Source organism: Jingyaoa shaoxingensis (assembly GCF_014385005.1).
In the GTDB taxonomy this organism is placed as follows: Bacteria; Bacillota; Clostridia; order Lachnospirales; family Lachnospiraceae; genus Marvinbryantia; species Marvinbryantia shaoxingensis.
Window position 1 is genome coordinate 15875 of sequence record NZ_JACRSZ010000006.1, and the last position, 19715, is coordinate 35589.

10 protein-coding genes are annotated in these 19715 nt (G+C 43.2%); all 10 read right to left on the bottom strand.

The window, feature by feature from the left end; all coding sequences use genetic code 11:
* Positions 1-76: 76 nt before the first annotated feature.
* On the bottom strand, positions 77-868 hold the full coding sequence (locus tag H8716_RS06950) for a hypothetical protein (RefSeq protein ID WP_249307843.1): 792 nt from the start codon (positions 866-868) through the stop codon (positions 77-79).
* Positions 865-1719, bottom strand: a complete 855-nt coding sequence (locus H8716_RS06955) for a hypothetical protein (protein ID WP_249307844.1) — start codon at positions 1717-1719, stop codon at positions 865-867. The genes H8716_RS06950 and H8716_RS06955 overlap by 4 nt, the downstream gene beginning before the upstream one ends.
* A 100-nt stretch (positions 1720-1819) precedes the next feature.
* Positions 1820-2677 carry a hypothetical protein gene (locus H8716_RS06960; RefSeq protein ID WP_249307845.1) on the bottom strand — a complete coding sequence of 286 codons (858 nt, stop codon included), beginning with the start codon at positions 2675-2677 and terminating at the stop codon, positions 1820-1822.
* A 27-nt stretch (positions 2678-2704) separates the two neighbouring features.
* Positions 2705-3580, bottom strand: coding sequence for a hypothetical protein (locus H8716_RS06965; RefSeq protein WP_249307846.1), 876 nt, complete (start codon positions 3578-3580; stop codon positions 2705-2707).
* A gap of 81 nt (positions 3581-3661) precedes the next feature.
* The gene (locus H8716_RS06970) at positions 3662-5113 is read right to left on the bottom strand and encodes a hypothetical protein (RefSeq protein WP_249307847.1); all 1452 of its coding nucleotides are present in this window, start codon (positions 5111-5113) and stop codon (positions 3662-3664) included.
* 89 nt (positions 5114-5202) lie between these two features.
* On the bottom strand, positions 5203-5883 hold the full coding sequence (locus H8716_RS06975; protein WP_249307848.1) for an RpnC/YadD family protein: 681 nt from the start codon (positions 5881-5883) through the stop codon (positions 5203-5205).
* A 248-nt stretch (positions 5884-6131) separates the two neighbouring features.
* A complete protein-coding gene (locus tag H8716_RS06980; RefSeq protein ID WP_249307849.1) occupies positions 6132-6824 on the bottom strand; it encodes a hypothetical protein in 693 nt (230 codons plus the stop codon).
* Between the two features lie 30 nt (positions 6825-6854).
* Positions 6855-7940 carry a hypothetical protein gene (locus tag H8716_RS06985; RefSeq protein ID WP_249307850.1) on the bottom strand — a complete coding sequence of 362 codons (1086 nt, stop codon included), beginning with the start codon at positions 7938-7940 and terminating at the stop codon, positions 6855-6857.
* A gap of 9 nt (positions 7941-7949) precedes the next feature.
* Entirely contained in the window at positions 7950-18515 is a 10566-nt protein-coding gene (locus H8716_RS06990; RefSeq protein ID WP_249307851.1) for a hypothetical protein, read from the bottom strand.
* On the bottom strand, positions 18508-19437 hold the full coding sequence (locus H8716_RS06995; protein WP_249307852.1) for a hypothetical protein: 930 nt from the start codon (positions 19435-19437) through the stop codon (positions 18508-18510). Before H8716_RS06995 ends, H8716_RS06990 begins: the two co-directional genes overlap by 8 nt.
* Positions 19438-19715 lie beyond the last annotated feature (278 nt).

Sequence of the window (19715 nt, forward strand, 5' to 3'; positions counted from 1 at the left end):
CCTTGCTTTTTCTATCTTTTATTCTATCCTATTCTGTTCTTTCCGTAAACCTCTGCTGTCAAAATATATGTCATCCTTATCCGTTCTCCTGATCTGTACTGGTATCTTCTCCGGTAAATCGAAGCCGGATGGCATATTCTGCTTCTTTCAGTTCATCGGTACAGGCTTCATCTGTTCCTTCCAGCCATACATGTACCAGTACTGCCTTATCCACACCTTCTTTTAAAGAAAACATGACATTATTCTCTGTCAGCTTCATGGACGATGCCGCCGGCAGTCCAAATGTCTTCGTATCCCCCGACTGACTGACTGTATCTGTCATACCGGGATCATAGATCCAGGTCTGTCCGTCCGCCGTAAAACTGATCCGCATCGCCTGTGGAAGTGCGGTATTCTGTGAAACAATAGCCGTACCGTCATCTGCTCCGTCACTGCTGTCGGCGCTGGTCAGATGTACCAGCATATCTTTTTCTGCCATAAAATGCAATGTGAATTCCAGATAGGATCCACTGGTATCAGACGCTGTACTTCCATTTTCAAATGTAAATGTCTTTGCATCGGATGTGGTCACCGGATCCAGCGGCACTTCTTTCATGGAAAATCCTTTTTCCTGCTGAATTCTCGCTGCAATGTCTGTAAATGACAATGTCTTCTTATACTGGTCTATGGTGCTGTGCGCATCCAGATCCATCTTCAGATCCAGATCACCTATGATATCCAGGCTCATGGTCTTGACCTTCGCCTTATCTGCAATCGAGAACCAGGCCACTGTTGCTGCCGTAATGGCCACCAGTGCCAGCAAAACCAGCAGTATCGACGTCAACAGACGGCTGCGGACTACTTTTTCATTCTGCGGTATCTCACTCATCCTGTTACCTCCTCAACCATTCCATAAAAGGCCAGATGAAGGTCTGCCTGTTGAAAATCAATGGCATCTGAGCAGTCAGGATCGCAGCCTTCCAGATAAAAATACACGTCCACCGTATAGACCTTATTCAGTTCCATAGACAACAGTGCTTTTTCCGGAATCTGTATATCCTCACTGCCAAACGATACCGTATAGTCCGCTACTGATACACTGGGATCTGTCACAGCCTGCACCGTATGGTTTTTTGATGAAAGCACCTGATTCTTCCCCAGCGTCTTCCCATTGATCACGGTATTATACACCTGCTTACTGCCGAGTTCTTCTTCTGTCAGCCTGAGGATCGCAGCTGTTGATGCATCCCCGTCAAACATCAGTCCCAGACGTGCTGCGCTGAGCATCTTTCCGTCCGTGTTCCTTCCCAGAAATCCGTCTGTCTGGTCCAGATATAGGTTCATCCTGGTTCCCTGTGGCCAGCCCGTTCCCTGGGCACGCAGATATACACGTCCGTGATAATAATATTTTTCCTCTTTTACTTCCTCGAATGTGGACGCATTGCCGTTCACGGTCATTGGCACATAGACAAAATTCACCAGATCCGCTGTAGAGACTGGCATCAGGTACGTTGCGCTGGTCTGATTCACCTGCTGGATCGCCGCAGTATCCATACTCTGAAAACCGCTTCCTCCACGGCTGCTGATCTGAAGCTCCAGAGTCTCCTCACCGGATCTCGCAGTCGCCACACTGGTAGACACTGCACGGTTGGATGTAAACCAGGCATAGGTCGCCGCCAGTGCCAGTAACGCCGCAATGGACGTCACACTCAGGAACCAGGTCCTGAACATATGCTTCATGTTTTTCTCCTTCTCTATTCCCTGCCACTCACAGCCTGATTACTTTTTCTCTGCCTGCAGCACCTATTTTCCTGCCGTTTCAGCATATCCGGCAATTTTCTTACTGTTGCTTTTCCTCTGCATCCACCCCTGCAAATGCCAGCCGGATCTCAGTTGCTTTATTCTGTACCGGATTGGAACACTGCTCATCACAACCTTCCAAATACAGCCAATATTCCACCGTTGCCACCTCGTCTTTGTCTAATGCGCAAAGGCTTGTGCTTCCCGGATCATATTCATTCTCGTAGGCTCCTGCCTGAGCCATATACGCTCCGATCTTAAGGGCCGGATCATCCACATAACTGGCTTTGCCTGATGAAGCTATGGATGATACGACTGCTGAAGCTCGTGAAATCGTTCTCACTGACTGTGCATTCCCGGTTGCTCCCAAATCGTCTAACTGAAAAATAAGATTCTGTGTACCTGTATGAGATGTAATCTTCAGACCCAGCCGCATAGCCGCCAGAACTTGAACGTCATTTCCCAAATTCAATTCTTCTTTATTAAAGTATACCTCACATGGGGCATTGAGACACTGAAGATATACCGTTCCATGAAGCGCACTCTGGTCAACCTCGCTGTCTGCACTACGGTATAGCACCGTAATCCCCTGGTTGTCCTGTGCTTTTGCTGTAAAAAACTGATTCAAGTCCGCTGTAGAGAGCGGTTTTAAGGTATCCGGATTACCGGTTAACTGCAGTTCACAGGTCTTGTCAAAAGTCCCGCTCTGATGATTGGAAATCAGCAGGGAACTTTTTCCGCTGCCGATACTTCCCCCCATAGGGGTGACATTGGTAGAAGCTCTGCCCGCAAATGTAAACCACGCATAGGTGGATCCGGTGATGATCAGCAGGATCAGCAGAATCCACACCATGGACATTCCAAGAGAATGCTTTAATTTCTGAACTTCCTTACTCACAGGCAGTGCCTTCCTTTCTGTCTTACTTTATCCCTGGTCTTTGGTAACTCCGGCAAATGATACTGCCAGATTCTTTAATGTCTGGCTGCACAGATTGCTGGTGCAGTCCTCGTCGCACCCTTCCAGCCAGATATAGATCTCAATCTCTATCGGTGTTCCGGTTTTCCCGTCTCCTGAACCGGATATAGTGCAGAGTTTCTGAGACTTCTTTTTTAATGTAACCACTCCTGTATTCTGATTGTAGATACAGTAGGCATCCGAAGTGTACGGTGTAAAGTCGACCGTACTGCCGTCCTTCCTGACGGAATCAAGTACATAGCCTTCCTTACCGGTTGCTGTGTTGTACTCTGCCTCCGGATTCTTCTTGTCACTGATGGCAAAAATGTATTCTTCCTGAGGCACCTGATTCTCTCCTGGCTTATGTACCACCAGCCCCACTCGGATAGCAGATGAGATCGGACTGTTTTCGTTGCTATCTTCAAATCCAATATCCGACACATAAATATCGGTATCCGATCCGTTGGTCCGCAGAAAAAGACTGGTCCGATAATATTCGTTCTTCTCCACATCTCCGAAGATATTGGCCACCAGCTCCGGCTGATCCTGCGCACCGCCAGTGAATGCCAGGACCTTCTGAAAACCATTGATGATCCGGTTTGTCGATACCGGCTCCAGCTGACCGGAAAAATCTTTCAGGACGGCCGCTGATCCATAAGTTCCATTATAAGCATTGCTGATCTGCAGATTGGCACCTGCACCGGCTGCCATACGCACATTGGTGGTATGGCGTCCGGTATTGTACACATACCAGGCATAGGTAGCCGCAAGCATCGCCATAAAGGCAATCAGCAATGCGATCATAGCTGCCGTAAGCCTGCGCTTCAATTGTTTTGCATGATTCATATGTTCCGGCTACCCCTCCTTTCCTGAAACGTGTGTGGGGACGGGGTATGGCATAAGCCATAAAACTCCGTCCCCAATAGTTCATTTTAATTCAATTAAAAACTGATATGTTACGCCTTCCTGAAGCTGAAATGCATCTTCTGCATGAACAGCTTCACCTTCTTCTGAAATATAATAGATATTTTTGATCAGCTTATCACTATTCATCGCATAACGCCCGGTAACAGCCGGAGTGGACTGAACTACAATCCATTTTTTCTTTCCCTCCAGAATGACGGATGTCATTTCTTCTGTCTTGATCTCCACCGGTTCTTCTTTTCCCAATTCTGCGTACTGGGTATCTTCGAACTGCTTTCCTGTTGAATGTTCCTCGACTGCTGCGTAATAGATTCTATGAATCGTTCCTTCGTCTTCTTTCACATCCTCATAATGAACAGATAATATATAACGTTTGTCCGCCTTATCCAGTATACTCTCTGATCCATCAGAATAGACAAGAGTCACAGTGTAAGTATCCAGATTATCCAAATACTCTGAAAATACCGTCGGAACGGTCTTCAGATCCTGATCCAGATTGAGTCTCACAGATACCAGTGTTGCTTCCTGTGTTTCTGACTCGGATGTAGTCTCACTTTCTGTCTCTGGCTCTGACTCGGATGCAGTCTCACTTTCTGTCTCGGTTTCTGACTCAGATGCTGTCTCACTTTCCGCCTCTGTTTCTGGCTCAGATGTAACTTCACTTTCCGGCTCTGTTTCCGGCTCCGTCATATCTTCTGTCTCATCTGGCTGTACAGCCTCGTTCTTTAACGTATACGCAAGGTTCTCATAATTATTTCCATTGCTAATTACAAGCACATATTCTGATGCATCTTCCAGATTTAATGAAAGCACGCTTCCATCTTCCAACAGGCTTATGTCATTCTGCCCAGATACCCCATCTGTTGCTGTATTGTTTTCTGAATTAAAATGATATAAAACAATATCACTGTCATTCAGCGGCTGGTTAAAATAGAACGTATTTACTTTCCCCTGTTCGCTTTTTATATGAAGAAGATATACATCCTCATAAAGATTCAGTACAATGCCTGTCTCTTCTTCCTGAACAGGAAGAAAATCTGAGATCCGAACCTGCACACTTTTCTGAGGAAGCTGAATCTCCATCATATCTTCCAATGGAAGTTCTGTTTCTTCTTCCTGTGAAGTCTCGCTCTCCTCTTCGAAAAGAACTTCTGTCTCTTCTTCCTGTGAAGTCTCAGTCTCCTCTTCTAAATGAACTTCCGTCTCTTCGATCACCATGTCCGTTTCCGGTTCTTCAGCATCCTGGTTGTCTGACTCCTCACCCAGATTCTGAAGTTCTGTCACTTCCTGTTCTTCCAGATTCTCTGCCTCTGTATCAGTCAAATTCTCTTCATCTTCCAATATCGTTAATTCCTCAGCCAAAGCAATCCTGCCGGTACTTCCATTTACTGTGCTTATCACAATACCAGCTGATAATAAAGCTACGCTAATTCGAAGGGCTGTCTTTCTCTTCACTCTTCTTCATCTCCTAAACACTGAATACTCAGGATGATAATAACATTTTTTATATTTTTTTACAAGAACCATTCAATATTGTCCCTTTCCTACCGGTCTAATCCAAACTCTTTCAGCAATTTTTTCCGATATTCCTTGTCTTCAGCAGATCGTTGGAGATCGGCTACACGTTTTTCCTTTAACAGATTCGCAATCAAGGCGGAATTTCTCATTTCTTCTTGCTCTATTCCCTGTTCTATTCCTTGTTCTATTCCTTGTTCTATTCCTTTTTTTATTCCATCATCATAAATCATTTGTCCCAATCTTGTCACTGTCAGCACCTCCTTTATTTCCTCCAGTTCATCTGTATTCAGGAACTTATCAGCTAATGTATACAACATTGCCATGGTTTTCTCGGCCGTTGGCTGTTTTTCCTGACGAACGATCTGAATTGCTTCTTTTATAATATCTTTTCGACTCATGGTACTTGCCATTAATGGGGTAAGTGTCAGATTTGCAAAGTCTTCTTCATTTAATGTGAATCCCGATTCTATCTTACTTTTTACATTTTTTAGTATTTTATCCGCCTGAAGACCGGTGAGATAAATTGGATGCACACGGTATGTATTTATTACACAGTCCATATACAGATTTTCTATATCAATTTCTATCAGCTCTGTCGGTCTACTGTCCACAAACTGATAATGTATGTTCAACATTTTCAGAATAGTATCCCGAAAATAATCAAACCCCATCTTCATCACTGCGTCTTCATGTTTCACTGCTGTCATAAGATTTTCCTTTCTGTTTATTTTTCTGCCATCTTCTGTATTTCAGAAAGGTTCTCTTATGTATCTTCTCTTTTTATCCTTTGTACGTTTTGACGCATCCTCCCTTGTCTTTACAGTGTAACATATGTTTACACAAAATAGTATATCGAATGTCTGCTGAAAAGAAATTACCCGGTCACTACTGTGACCGGGTAGTTTCAAATGCCAACAGGGACAGGAAATAAGCCGGAAAACACCGTCCCTGCTGGTTACCCCGCCATAAGATATACCATATCTGTTTCTTTATTATTCTGAACCGTTTCATCCCATGAAATATGTAAAATATAATAATTTACATAATAACCTGTCGCATCTGTGGCTGTTGGAAGGCTTTCCTGACTGTCTGTAATCCAGTACAACGGTTCTGCAGATGCCTGAACCCCAGCATATGATCCATACGTCATCTGATGATACGCCTTAGTTGCATATTTGCTGACCTTATCTTGATTCAGATATTTACCAGCCAGCAATTCATCCTGTTGATACTGCCTGCCAAGATAATTTATCTTTCCTGCATCTGATATGGAAGCCTTATATATCGTATACTGAAATCCAATATTGGTCGTATGTGCCAGTTCCAGATGATATACTTTACTCTCCTCGCTATATACACAGAAAACGACATCTTTTGATTTCTGTTCTCCTGAAACATCAATATTGCTGAGTTCCAGCTGCTGAACTGGTTTCACATTTCCTGCTCCGATGCGCAGTGCATATGGCATATTGATCTGAGTCATGGTCTCCATGCTTCTCTGAATGAATAACCATGCCAGAACCGGTATGGCAATAAGCGCTGCTGCCGCAATTATTACTGCCTGCACTCCCCGCTTTTTCCGCTGAGATAATGATTTTGTATTATTTTCTTCCATCCTGTCCTGCTGTTCATCTGTTGGCCGGTTCATGTAGCCAATGCCTCCTTTTTCAAATAGCTGTTACTGCGCATCCAGTTTCAGTTTCAGAAACCGTACATTTTCTCCCAGAGTCTGGTCTGCCATATTATAATAGACCGACATATTTCCATAAATAGCTGGATTAAAATTCATTCTCATCTGCCGAAGTCTGTCCGCTGTAACTACAGTGCTAAATTCATTCGGATCTGTCACAAGAAAATACCGATTGCTCCCAGTTCTACACATTTTCTCATACAAATCATCTGGCAGATCTGATTCTGTTTTAAATAATATCGGCCTGTTTCCTGTATACTGCTGATCTGTTACCAGATAAGAACTCAGTATCTCAGGCCAGATCCAATAAAGTGTCACAGGATAAGCAGTATCCTTTGCAGCATTCTCTGCACTCCATATGATATTTCCTTGCTCATCTCTGGACAAAGAAATATTGTTATTTTCTGTTCCAAGATTCACATTCCACTTTCCTGCATCATCTGAGATCCAGTTTTGGTAAGAATTCGTTTTTGCATCATATCCCGCAAACAGAAGAATGTGTCCTTCCAGTAATTGCTGTATGTCTTTTTTCACCTCAGTTAAGTCTTCTGGCTTCTGGGCATTTTCAGTTCCACTATAACCAGTAAGTGTCAAATTCAGCGTTACACTCAGTTTCCCATCCTTATGAGAAATAATATAAAATGTCAGACTTCCACTGGAACCTGGATTAATTCCCGTTTTTGTCTTATTATTCACATTACTGTTCTCTGTAATTGCCCAGGTAATAGAAGTATGCTCGCCATCTGTGGATGCATAGTCTACCTCACTAAGTTTTATATCTGTTCCCGGCTGCGCATTCAGCAGACCATCATGAACACCCTTATTCTCACTTGTCCCAGCAGCAGCGAGATCAAACTCGCTGCCTACTGCCTGAATAGTTCCGGTAGATCCAGTCACTCTGTTGTTGCTGACGAACCATGCAATACAGGCAATGATAATAGCAACCAATGCTACAAGTACAAAGATCCCAGTTCGCAAAAAAACTTTCCACTGCTGCTTATAGTGTTCTATCTGATCCTGAACTTTCTTCCGATATTCCTCAGGAGTCAGTTCCTCCTTTTTCTTGTTCTCCATTGCCTGTACTCACCCCGCTTTTGTTTCGCTGTCCACATTATTCGCTGCCGCACCTTGAAGTACTGCTATCATCTCCTGATAAATACGTGCATTCGTATAGATAATATAATCTGATGTCTTCGTATCAGCAAGTTCCTCACCATTTGAATTAAGCAATACCGCTGTCAGCCTTACCTTATAATTGGCATAAGTATAACCGGCTTTTTCAAATGCATCACCAGTAAGTGGCACAAAACTAATATTCGTAAATACATGTTTCGTCTCGTTTGCGGTAAACTCTTCCGTCCATTGACAGGATTCTGTTTTTGAGTCTGTAACTTCATGATTCTGTATATAGAGATTCTGAAGGTAATCTTTCATGGACAATGAAGTAGTTTCATCATACACTCCATTGTCGTTTTTCCGGAATAATTCCAGTGAATAACGAATACTTTTCGCAGTTGTAAGCGTATCTGCATCTACATTAGAATAGTCATAATCTCCCCTTGTATAAATCATATCAGAGGAGTTTTCCTCATCACTTGGATTAATTCCCAGCTGCTGTGTCGTATCTCCCACTCCGGTTCTGTCTACTGCCGAATAGGTCAGACTTGCCTGGGATCGATTCGTAATATAATACCGTTTTTCGCCCTCTTGGGATCTCTTTGTGGAAGTGATCGGAAGCTGGCTCTCAGTATTGGCTATCCGTGATGCAGCAATTGCGGAAATACCACTGTTATCATTGCTGTTAGATGTATTTCTCTCCGGAAAATAATCTGCTGTCGCATAGGTAAGTGTAATCACCGCTGTAACCTTCACTGCAGTTTCATCATTTTCTGCTGATTCTAATGCCTTTTTCAGATCACTGCCTCCATAACGAATCGTTACCATCTCCTGGCCGGCGGCATCCTGAATTCTGCCGCTCAGTGTTTTTGTCCATTCCTGACCAGACAGTGTGTATGTATAGTCTACCATCTCTGTGCCAATCACACTATAGTCTCCGTTGATATCAGTCAGATATTTTTTCAGACTGATATCAAACTGATGGTACACTTCTGCAGGTCCAACCTTGCTAAACTGATCTTTTCCTGCTTCTGTCAGTTTCAATTTACTTTCCAGCGTTATTTTTATGCTGTCCCCATTTTCCATAACTGTATCGCTGCCCATATCACTTCCATTATGGATACGGCTGGTAGAAACTGTCAGAGTCTGTTCAACCCCTTGATATATCGGATAACCGGAACTCGAAGTACTTATACCATTCACTGTTTTTGTCTTAACAGAAGCCGGAAGTGTACCTTCTTTCCGTGATAACGGTGCATAATTCAAACGATTATTCACCATTGCTACACCAGCTGTTGCCGGAATCTGAACAGTCAGATAATATCCTTCGATTCGTGCTTCCCGGTTCTCGGCAGCCGTTATTCTGTATTTCGGTTCATTTGTATCCGCTTCCGTTGCCTTGCGGAAATACTCCGTTCCAACTCTGACTGTAGCATTCTCTTTATCTGTTTCTCTGACATAATAAGCTGCTCCTTCTGTCTCGTCTGTCACTGGACCAGAAACAGTCAGCCCTAACAGATCGCAGATATCAACCGGGGTAAATAATTTTCCATCTGGTGTCTGCATCTGTGAAAGATTAAAGTTATGCACATCTTCGTTTCCGCTCATTGTATACGTATAATACTGCTTCGTCTGTCTGTCCACCAGTGTCAGCTGGGTTCCCTTTGGAAGAGTACCGGTGCTGTTATATGCAAGATCCAGAATCTTATCATAAGACCACAGCAGATTCTCTCCATTGTCCAGCATAGACTGCCAGTCTGTATCCTGATCATAGGTATATTCTATGTAGGCAGTCAATGGCTCATCAAAGCCTGCTGTTGCATAATGGTTAGTCTTATCGTCGTCCATCGGATAATCCGATGCACAATAATCTGTCCCGGCAATGAACCTCGTCTTAAACCATATGTAGAGAACCTTTTTCACCAAAACCGGAATATACAGATGAAATGGTTCTGCTTCCCCATTTGTCGGATTGGCGTAAGTCACATCCAGTAAAGTAAACTGGCTACTCATGTTATCGTATGCATTTGGCACAATAGAGATCTTTTTTGTTGTGCTTACATTCAAACTTCCTGTCGTCTGAGCAGCAAAATTATTCGCTTTACTGTCCCACTTATAGGTAGTTGCTGTAATACTCTTTACTTGCGTTTTCGCTTTCGTACCGCTTTCAACATTTGTCATAGCTGCAATATAGTTCCACAGCATTGTGTCTACCTCTGCACTGTTGTTTACTACCAGGACAGGGAAATCAATATCTGCACTTATTTCTGTGGTTGACGATTCCTCTGTTCTGTAAGTCGTTATGTAGGCTTCATTGGAAGTATCCAAAAACTGTGAAAATCTTCTATACGTCACATCTGTTGCATTATCTGATTCTGTTAAATTCCAATACCGGTCAGCATCTGTACTGCTAAATCGCTGTAAGATACTTTTTGCAACCGGCACGTCCGTTGACATCCCGATACCGTTACCGGTCATAACAGTACCATCTGCAAATGGTACATCACCTTTTGGATTTACATCCACCCACGGAGCCTCAGATGGGGACGGCTTCGCTGTAGATTCTGTCGGCCGGTAAGTCTGATCCGCTGTTTTATCGGCGTAAATGATCGTGGCAACTCCACTTTGCGTACCGATATCCTTTTGTGGGAAGACATCACCGCCGGCTGACACAGCCGTAAGATTCGTCTTTGTTGTTTTGCCATTGTTTCCAAGCCACAGCCCGGTAGTATCCGATGACTGAATCGTTGCTGCTGCCAATTTGTTAAAATCACTTACGTTGCTATAGCCAGCCTTGCAATCTTTCGCTAAAATATTATATCCCAAAACTTTATTTGTAGATTTGCCATTATTCGCAGAGTTTCCGGTAAGCAAGCCGGCATAATAGGACGAAGCATTTCCATTGGTAATTACCATTACACGCTCAAGTGTCATGTTCGATGCTGTTATAGACCCATCAACGGCTCCGACAAGACCACCTGTATACCGACCAAGAATATTCACATTTTCTTCCAGACAATTTTGGAATGTAGCTGTTCTGTTCGGGTTGACATATCCAATAAATCCACCGATCCAGTTCATAGCTGTCTTAATATTGATATTTTCTTCTCTACAGTCACGAATTGTCACATCTACAGCTGAATAGCCTACGAAACCACCGGTAAATTGCTGACCATTGATGGTCGAATCCGACACAATCATTACTTCTGAAATTGTCAGTGGTCTTTCGTGAAATCCAATGATACCTCCCGCACAGGCACTTAAAGATCTCTGGCTAGAATTGATCTCTAACGTAATCTTCATAGAAGCAAGGGAACATTTCTTCACTTCGAGCATACCACCTTTTCTGCCTGCTGCCAGCAAACCACCAAGATCTCGCAGATTCTTGCCTGAAACACTCAAATTCTGTGCGTTTACATTCTCTACTTTTACAGAACTGTAATCATTCGCGCCCACAAGACCACCGGCGGCAGCTGTATTAAAGCTCTCTGCATGTGTAGTAACAGATAATTGATCTACATCTTTTACAGAACTATCTTCATTTCCGGTAATTGACAAAGTACCATAACCAATATTCCATCCAACTAATCCACCTGTACTTCCATCGTCATAAACCCATTTTGTTACCTTTTCGTTCTGGATCGTCCAGTTGGTAAAGGATACATTCCTTCCTGCTCCACTATATCCGTCGATATAACCAATGGCTCCACCTGTCATAGTGCCACCATACACGTTGATATCTTTCAAGTTAAAGTGATTAAAGGTTACCGTACCACTAGAATTGGCAGTTCTTGCAGCAAAACCTCCTACCCCTATATGCACTTCCGGATTCGTTCTTTTTGTCACATATGTTAACTTACTATATGCACCAAATAATCCAAGCTTAATGTTTCCGGATATCTGAAGATGATTCACCTCACACCCATTTGTAAAGTGAAAATCCACAAACAGTCCGGCTCCCTGATTGCGCCATACACCAGTGCTGTATTCTGTATGATAATCATTCTGATTCATATTTAAGGTAATCACCGTGTCTTCTGTCCTGTCGGTGTTGATGCTCTGAATCAACAGATTACGGCGATATACTTCAGGAATACTACAGACATTATTCCAAACATGCTTATTATTCCCATAGCTGGAACCGATTCCCCGGAAACCATTTCCGTAGCTGCTCATATCTATGCTGTCTGTTTCAAATGTGAGCATAACTGGAGTATTAGTATCAGTCGAAGTACTTTTCCCTGCCAGACGGGCAACCGCATTTCCTGTGGTATAATTCTTCACCAGATAAGACACGCGATTCTTTGCCGTATCACTGCCTGCAGTACTTGCCCATCCGCCCCAGTATGCTTCATCCACGAGATTCTTATCATCAGCTGACGCTGTTCCGATTCCTTCGTAGGATGCAGTACGTGGTTTGCCAGATTGGTAAGCATCCACGACTTGACCATCTACATCGGTGTAATTGCCATTAGCGTCCATCGCCCCTGCACCGCTGTTTACAATTGCGGAAAGCAGCCACAATCCCTGGGCAGAAGTTACGGTAACATTCAGGCTTCTACTTGCATCGCTTACCTGAAGGTCATTTGTTCCTGCTGTCAAATTCGGAATGGTATAGTTTTTATCCGTGTTATTTACGGTACAGTCTTCCGCACAAGCATAGCCATCAAGTACACGTCCAACATAAGGATTACGATAAAAATAGTCTCCGCCTGCGGATGTTGACTTGCCGGCTTTGTTGTTTGCATCTACATCCTTCATATTTACAGTCTTATTGGCAGCATTCGCATCTGAACATGTCGTAGAAAAACTGTTCGTCGTGCCATTCATATTCCGGAATACCACGCCACCGCCGGTCTTTTCGTAGTCCGTATTTTCTGTGATATGGGTTGCACCGCCGACCAGACCTACATAGCCGCCTGCTGCAATCATATATTCATATGCCCCACTAAAAGATACCGAATTTGATCCGTAACTTACTGACACATGATCAATGATTGTATCCCCACCCATGCAGTAACCAACCACGCCGCCAAAAAACGGATTTTTGCTGATTCCCGGAAGACTTTCCGCCTGCATTGCAATGGCTGCCTTTGAAAAATCCACCTTCAGATCTTTTACCACACTTCCGCGGCTATATGCAATCAGTCCGCCAAAGCTGTCTTTATTACTGTTTGTACCACTCACAGAGACTGTAACTTCCTGCGTATTTCCTACAATTACACCGCTAAACGGATTGGTTAACGTACCAAGCCCGGCAAAGCTCTCTGCGGAAACTGTAATATCTCGATTAATTTTATAGTATGCATTTAACAGATACTTCGTTGCTTTGTCCTTTTCTATGGTCGCTGCATCTTCGGCATCTCTTTTCCATGTACCGTTCTCCCATGTATAAAGGATATCTGTTCCTGCCATACTGTCTTCTGTGGCACTATCCTGTGTATGGTAGCTGTCCGCTGTCTGTTTCTGTTCCTCCAGCACTTTCGAATTAAAGACAGCCTGAAACTTTGTTGAACCACCATTAATATACGCAGCCAGTGAACTCAGCTGATATGCATCTTCAATAATATATGGATCCCCATAAGTGCCGCATCCTTTCAAAAGACCGGTCGTCTTCTGGTTGATATCCAGTTCATATCTGCTCTCTGTAATATTCTGCTGTACAGAAACATAACGAATAAAATTGCTGTCTGCATATCTTTCCTTTACATATGCTTCATTTGCACTTTTATTCTGTTCATCGGTTATGTAACTATCACAATCGTAATACTGATACTGTTTATCCGGATTGCGTCCGGTACTTCCCGTGTTTGTAAGTTCCACACCGTAAGTAACCAGGGTATCCGTGCTGTTAAAATTATAGGTACCGGAACCATTGGAAGAATACTGGAATGCTTCCAGAAGCGTTGCTCTGGTAAAAATCGTATGAGTCGTATGGTATTCTACCGAAACGCTGCCGTTATTATACACGGACGTGGTATTTCCCGTATCTGCATGCAATCGACCATCCAGTGCAATGTTGGCAAAGGAAAGGGTCAGCTTTGTAGCTGTATTACTACCTACATGACCGATCAGACTGGTTGCTGCATAAACTGTTGTCTTTTCCGCTCCGTCACCAGAACTATATCCCTCACCGGTCGTAAGCGTATCTACCGTCAGTTTTGCCGCCTGTTCGATCCGATTGATCAGAAGCGGCGCATAGGCAGGATTCTCTTTCTGCACACCAGTGACACGAATACCTGCCAATGTCACGTTATTCAGACTGATTTCTACAATATTATTCGCCGGATCTCCTTCCACGCTTCCAAAAATCAGCACACCAGAATTATAAACATTACTGTTCTCTGTATTATCTGCGCTGCTTTCTTTGCCCACTGTACCGGAAAAAGAAGTCTTCTTTACCGCAATATTATGAGATGTATTATAGAATAATCCATAGTACATCAGATAGTGCTGATGATCGGAATCCGATGGCTGTTTGTTCTGTGTTTCCGTTGTTTCAATCCCTTCGTAGTCAAAGGTCAGACCCGTATCTACAATACCGGTTCCAAGGTTCACTGCCCCGATCGGGGTAACCGGATAATAAGAATAGCCTGTCAGATCGATGTTACCAGAGATCGTAACATCCGCTTGGTCCCCTTTTCGGAAACATCCTCTGATATTTGGTGCCGCATACTGCGCAGCACTCCACAAAACCAGATTTTCTGCTGTTGAAACACTGTCTAAATTCAGATCTGAATTCTTTTTTCGGTAGCTGTCCAGATTGTAATAATATCTTGTCTGACCATTTTTATAATTCTGTATCTGTCCTTTATAAGTAGTGATTGTATTCGTATCAATACGCACTGCATCTCCATTACTGTCACGCACTGCCAGCGAGACCACTGCATTGGTATTTCCAAAATCACTGTCCTTTGTGATTCCAACCAGTTCATCAAAATATTCAGAATTGCTGATATTAAGTGTCACTGCCTTACTGTTAATCCGATACGCTGCATCGGATGCACTCCCCCAGGTTCCCATTTCCAGATACAGTGCAGAATCCACCACTTCTTTCTCCGCATTATTTTCTTTTACTGTATTTCTGATGAGACCTGTTCCCACCAGTAAACCACTTATTGCATTTTTCTCCGATTTTCCGTTAAAAACAGTTGCCTGATTATCTGTACCAGCTGAAAAGACAATGCTGTCTTTTTCCGTTGCATTCCAGTAGCCGGTTGCCTGGTATACCAGACCGCCAAACTGAGCCTTGACAGAAGTAAGGCTCGCCCCTGATATGGTTACTCCAGTACTGCTTCCGGTACTGTCAGCAGACGCAAACACCACATTGGTATTCTGCCACTGATAACCCAGTAAGCCACCGCTTGTAACATTTGCGTTTTCTGCACTAACTTTTTCACCATTCACCTTCAGATTTGCAATAGAGATCGTGCTTAAATTCCCGCCATTTTGGGTTTCCCCACGGCTGACTGCAATCAGCCCACCCACTCGGGCATTGTATAATGCATTTGATGTAATCGTTCCACTTAAAATACAGTCCTTTACTGTGACCTCTGCGCCGCTCATCACTTCAGCAGCCAGGCCGCCCATTCTTGCGTTATCTGTACTGCGTTCATCTGTAAGGCTGGCATCGGTTCCCCAGGTACAATTCTGATAGGTCAGCTGCGTACCTTCGAATCTTCCAAGAAATCCGCTCTGCCATGCATGAAGCTTTTTTGCCTCCGTTTCTTCTGTTACTGAAACTGCCGCATTTACCGTTATACTGGTAAATGTTGTTGTTCCACTTGCGTATCCGATCACGCCGGAAGCAAATGCCGGATATCTGACATCCGTTTCGTTTCCTTCCTGATTTACGGTTTTCGGGATTTTACAATGAACGTTTCCCTTAATTGTGAGGTTTTGAACCGTCACATTTTTTGCAAACGGAATCAGTGCCAGACTGTAATGAGTATCCTGCTGGTCACTGCGCTTTGCATAAAGCTGACCGGCTGCATTATCTGATCCAGAAATGCCTGCGCCATAAGTTGTTCCGATATCCAGCGTAACCGTGTAACTGCCACCATCAAAAGTTCCTGTAAATGTCTGTGCAGATACACCCTTCTCCGTATTATCCTTGCCGATGCCAATCACACCAGTACCTGTAAGATCTACATTGCCTGTAAGAATTACGCTCTGACTTGCGCTTGGATCCACTGTATTATTGAACCTTAAGGCAGCGTTTTTATCCTTATATGTATTTGAGAGATCAAATGCCAGTGCATATGCCACGAAATTATTGGTGCTGCTTATAGCTGCCCCTGTTCCGTTATTCACCGTAACAGTGTGCGCAGCAGTGTCAAAGGTAAATGCTCCATCCGTGCCTTCTGTCAGGTTCTCACCAAGACGCACGACTGCCCCCCAGTTACCGATATCAGATCCGCTCCTGTCAGCACCTGAATAACGTGTAAGACTCCATCCAGTTCCATCCTCAGCTAAACTGTTGCCATTACCAGTGGCATACACCAGTCCATCGCCATTGTTTCCAACGATCTGCCCCACATGATTATAGGCAGTGGTGATTTTCTGTCCGCTCAAATCTGTCTTACCATGCAGACGCAGGACACCCTTTACCAGATAACCCACAAGACCGCCCCGTCCATCTACACTATTCACTGCGATGTCGCTGCCATTCGTTGTAAGTGTTACACTGCCCACATTCAGCAGACCGTCATTTACCGTGCCCACCAGACCTCCAAATCTGGTATTTGCACTGCTGTTCATATCTGCGGTCGACACGGATACATTTTCTATTTCCACATAGCTCTTTTCAGATACTTCACCAATCACTCCGCCATAAGAAGAACCTGCCTTACTGCCGCCGGCAGATACCACATGAATGAATGGATCACCCTCGCCTTTTATTGCCAGGGAACCTGCCAGATTCTCTGCCTGATAACTGCCGATCAATCCGCCAAAATTGATAACTGCCTCAGATACCTTTACATTGATGCCATTTGTTGGATTCTTTGAAAGTGTGACTGATGCATTCTTGCCCGTATTTTGAAGCAGCCCAAATACACCTCCGACATTCTTGCCGCCGGATATCGTTATTTCTTTGTCATCTGCTGGAAACTGGTATCTGGAAAGATCATACTCCGCTGCTGATTTTCCTGTTTGTGTTTCACTGTCCACAACCTTATATTCCCCGATCAGCCCGCCAGCTGCCTTGTCGCTTCCTGCTTTCAGTGCAAACGAATCAGCAAATATAAAGGATGTATTTGTATTTTCTTCCTCCTTTATCTGAATTGCTCCTCCATTGGCACTTCCCACAAGACCGCCTGCATTTCCGTAAGCAGAATTGACCTGCGCCACCGATTTTCCTGCAATCGTTAATGTTCCATCTTCCATATGGCCGACAAAACCGCCGGCATCTGCGTCGTTAGCAGCTGCTTCAACAGTGATTTTACCATTATTTGTATTCGTAAATGTCGCTGTCAACGATGCGCCGGACTCCATTGTATTACAGAACAGACCCGTGTGCGATTCTCCCTTCACTGTCAGGGCACTGTTTACTGTATTTTCAAACGATATATCTGCATTCGTATCCGTTTCCATTGTACCAATCAGTCCGCCAATTTTTGCATCTGAAACACCTTCATTTGGTTCTCTGAGTACAATCTTACACGTTAACTTATTATCACTACTGCCTTTTTTCAGTTTTTCAGCCAGAAGTGGTTTCTCAGAAGATGATTCCGAAGAAATAATGAACGGAATGGTATTGCTTAAAGCTGCATCTGTAGAAAGACTGTTAAATAATGCCCTTGATGTTGTTATAGAATATTGTGATGCAGACGTATTTTTATCTAATGTAAATGTTCCACTATATGGATTCGTTTCGTCCCCCAGCCCCAGGAACTCATACATCTTACCTGCAATTTCTACTGATTTTGTAACATTCCAGCCTACTGTTGTGATTAAGTTAATGGTATAACCACTACAATAGTCTGATGGTCTGACATTAGAAAGTAAGATTAAGCCTGTCCCATCTGTAACGTTAATAATCTTACTATTCTTTTCGTCAAGAGCCAGGTTATTTGATAATCCGATTGCCTCAGTAAGTGACAGGCCTGATGCCCGGCTGTCATCATCGGTTTCTTCTGAAAGAAGTTCCAGTGCTAACTGAATCTCCTGCCCCTGTACTTCCTCATCCTCAGTACTTTCCGGATGATTTTCTGTATCTGCCGATACCGAATCATCTGGTTGTAACTCTGTTTCTGTAGATTCATCCTCATATGACTGTGCTTCTGTTTCTTCCGGTTCCACCTCGTCGGACTGTGAATCTGATTCTGCCGGTTCTAAATTACCAGATGTTATTTCGGCTTCCTGGTCTTCTGATACTACATTACTATTTACGAAATTGTCTTCTAACATTTCCTGATCACTATATACTTCTGTCACTTCCTCCGCCCAGGCCGGAGCCATTGTTGACAATACCAGACTGACTGTCATTCCCGCCGCAATAATACGTTTTATCCAACTGTTTCTTCTAGTCATTATTCCCATCAACCTTTTCTGTAAAACTTACTTTGACTAACGCTTCCAGATCCTTCCAGGCTTTTCCATCTAAATCCGATACTTTCTCTGGATTTCTGTAAAACTGGAACTGAACCGCAGTTGTTGATCCATCTACTGTAAAAATATAAGAATTGTTTACCTGTTTACCACCTGTAGCCCATTTACTCAGCTGTAAACTATCTTCCCAGACTACTGTCACACTTCCAGATCCATTACCAGATATTTCATAATTAAACGCATCATATTGATCTGGATTCTTATCTTTAGAATCCAGGAAATGTCCTGTCCAGTTTTTGACAGCTTCATAACCGGAAAAAGAAAGAATTGCCGCCAGTTTCTGGTTATTTACTGCTTCTTTCGATGAAGCATCAGGCTCTGCAACTATTTGAATCTTTATTTTATCTTTCAAGCTGCCCGGCATCTCAAATTTGTACTCATTTGTCACTGCTTTTCCTGTTGGTAATTTTTGATTTTCCTTTGTTAATTCTCCTGCATCACCAAAAGGTGTTTCATTCATTTTAATTGAACTGTAATCAGCCGGCAAATCTCCTCCGTCCATTGACAGCAGCTTTGCCGTTACTGTATAGGTAATATCTTTAGGATTATAAAGTGACTCATCTCCCCAGACATAATTGCCAACCAACACTGTAAATGTACAATTCGTATCGTCTGAAAGCGAAATACGCTTAACCGGATAATTTGTATCACTTAAATTCAGTGGTGAAAGGTAGTTTGAACCAAACATTGTATCACTTTGCGTTCCTGTAGATACAACTCGTTTCACACTGTTAAAACTGGTATATGCTGCAAAACTTCCATATATTATAAGTGTCAGTACTCCAAGTCCTAACAACACTGCCGCTCCTCTATATTGTTTTATCCATTTCTGTATTTTTTTCATATAGTACCCTTTCACCTATGAAACAACACTTTTTATTATTCCAGGTCGAAGCTTCCTGTTTTTTACATGACAAAAAATAGGAACCCCCAGACTCCCATTTTTCTGCACTGCATTTATCTTTGTTTTGCACAGATATTTGGTTAATCGTAACATAAAGAGGCTTGTTTTTCAATAAATTCATAGCTGGTTCTGCGATTTTTCAACACATATTCATTGTAAAATTCCTCGAAATGTGTGTTCACCTTAACACAGGATTGTTGCTTTTATAAATAAAATCG

What these genes read in the sequence shown, in the direction of transcription:
- H8716_RS06950 (WP_249307843.1), bottom strand. Translation starts at nt 868, where the DNA reads ATGAGTGAGATACCGCAGAATGAAAAAGTAGTCCGCAGCCGTCTGTTG.
- H8716_RS06955 (WP_249307844.1), bottom strand. Translation starts at nt 1,719, where the DNA reads ATGAAGCATATGTTCAGGACCTGGTTCCTGAGTGTGACGTCCATTGCG.
- H8716_RS06965 (WP_249307846.1), bottom strand. Translation starts at nt 3,580, where the DNA reads ATGAATCATGCAAAACAATTGAAGCGCAGGCTTACGGCAGCTATGATC.
- H8716_RS06975 (WP_249307848.1), bottom strand. Translation starts at nt 5,883, where the DNA reads ATGACAGCAGTGAAACATGAAGACGCAGTGATGAAGATGGGGTTTGAT.
- H8716_RS06980 (WP_249307849.1), bottom strand. Translation starts at nt 6,824, where the DNA reads ATGAACCGGCCAACAGATGAACAGCAGGACAGGATGGAAGAAAATAAT.
- H8716_RS06985 (WP_249307850.1), bottom strand. Translation starts at nt 7,940, where the DNA reads ATGGAGAACAAGAAAAAGGAGGAACTGACTCCTGAGGAATATCGGAAG.
- H8716_RS06990 (WP_249307851.1), bottom strand. Translation starts at nt 18,515, where the DNA reads ATGACTAGAAGAAACAGTTGGATAAAACGTATTATTGCGGCGGGAATG.
- H8716_RS06995 (WP_249307852.1), bottom strand. Translation starts at nt 19,437, where the DNA reads ATGAAAAAAATACAGAAATGGATAAAACAATATAGAGGAGCGGCAGTG.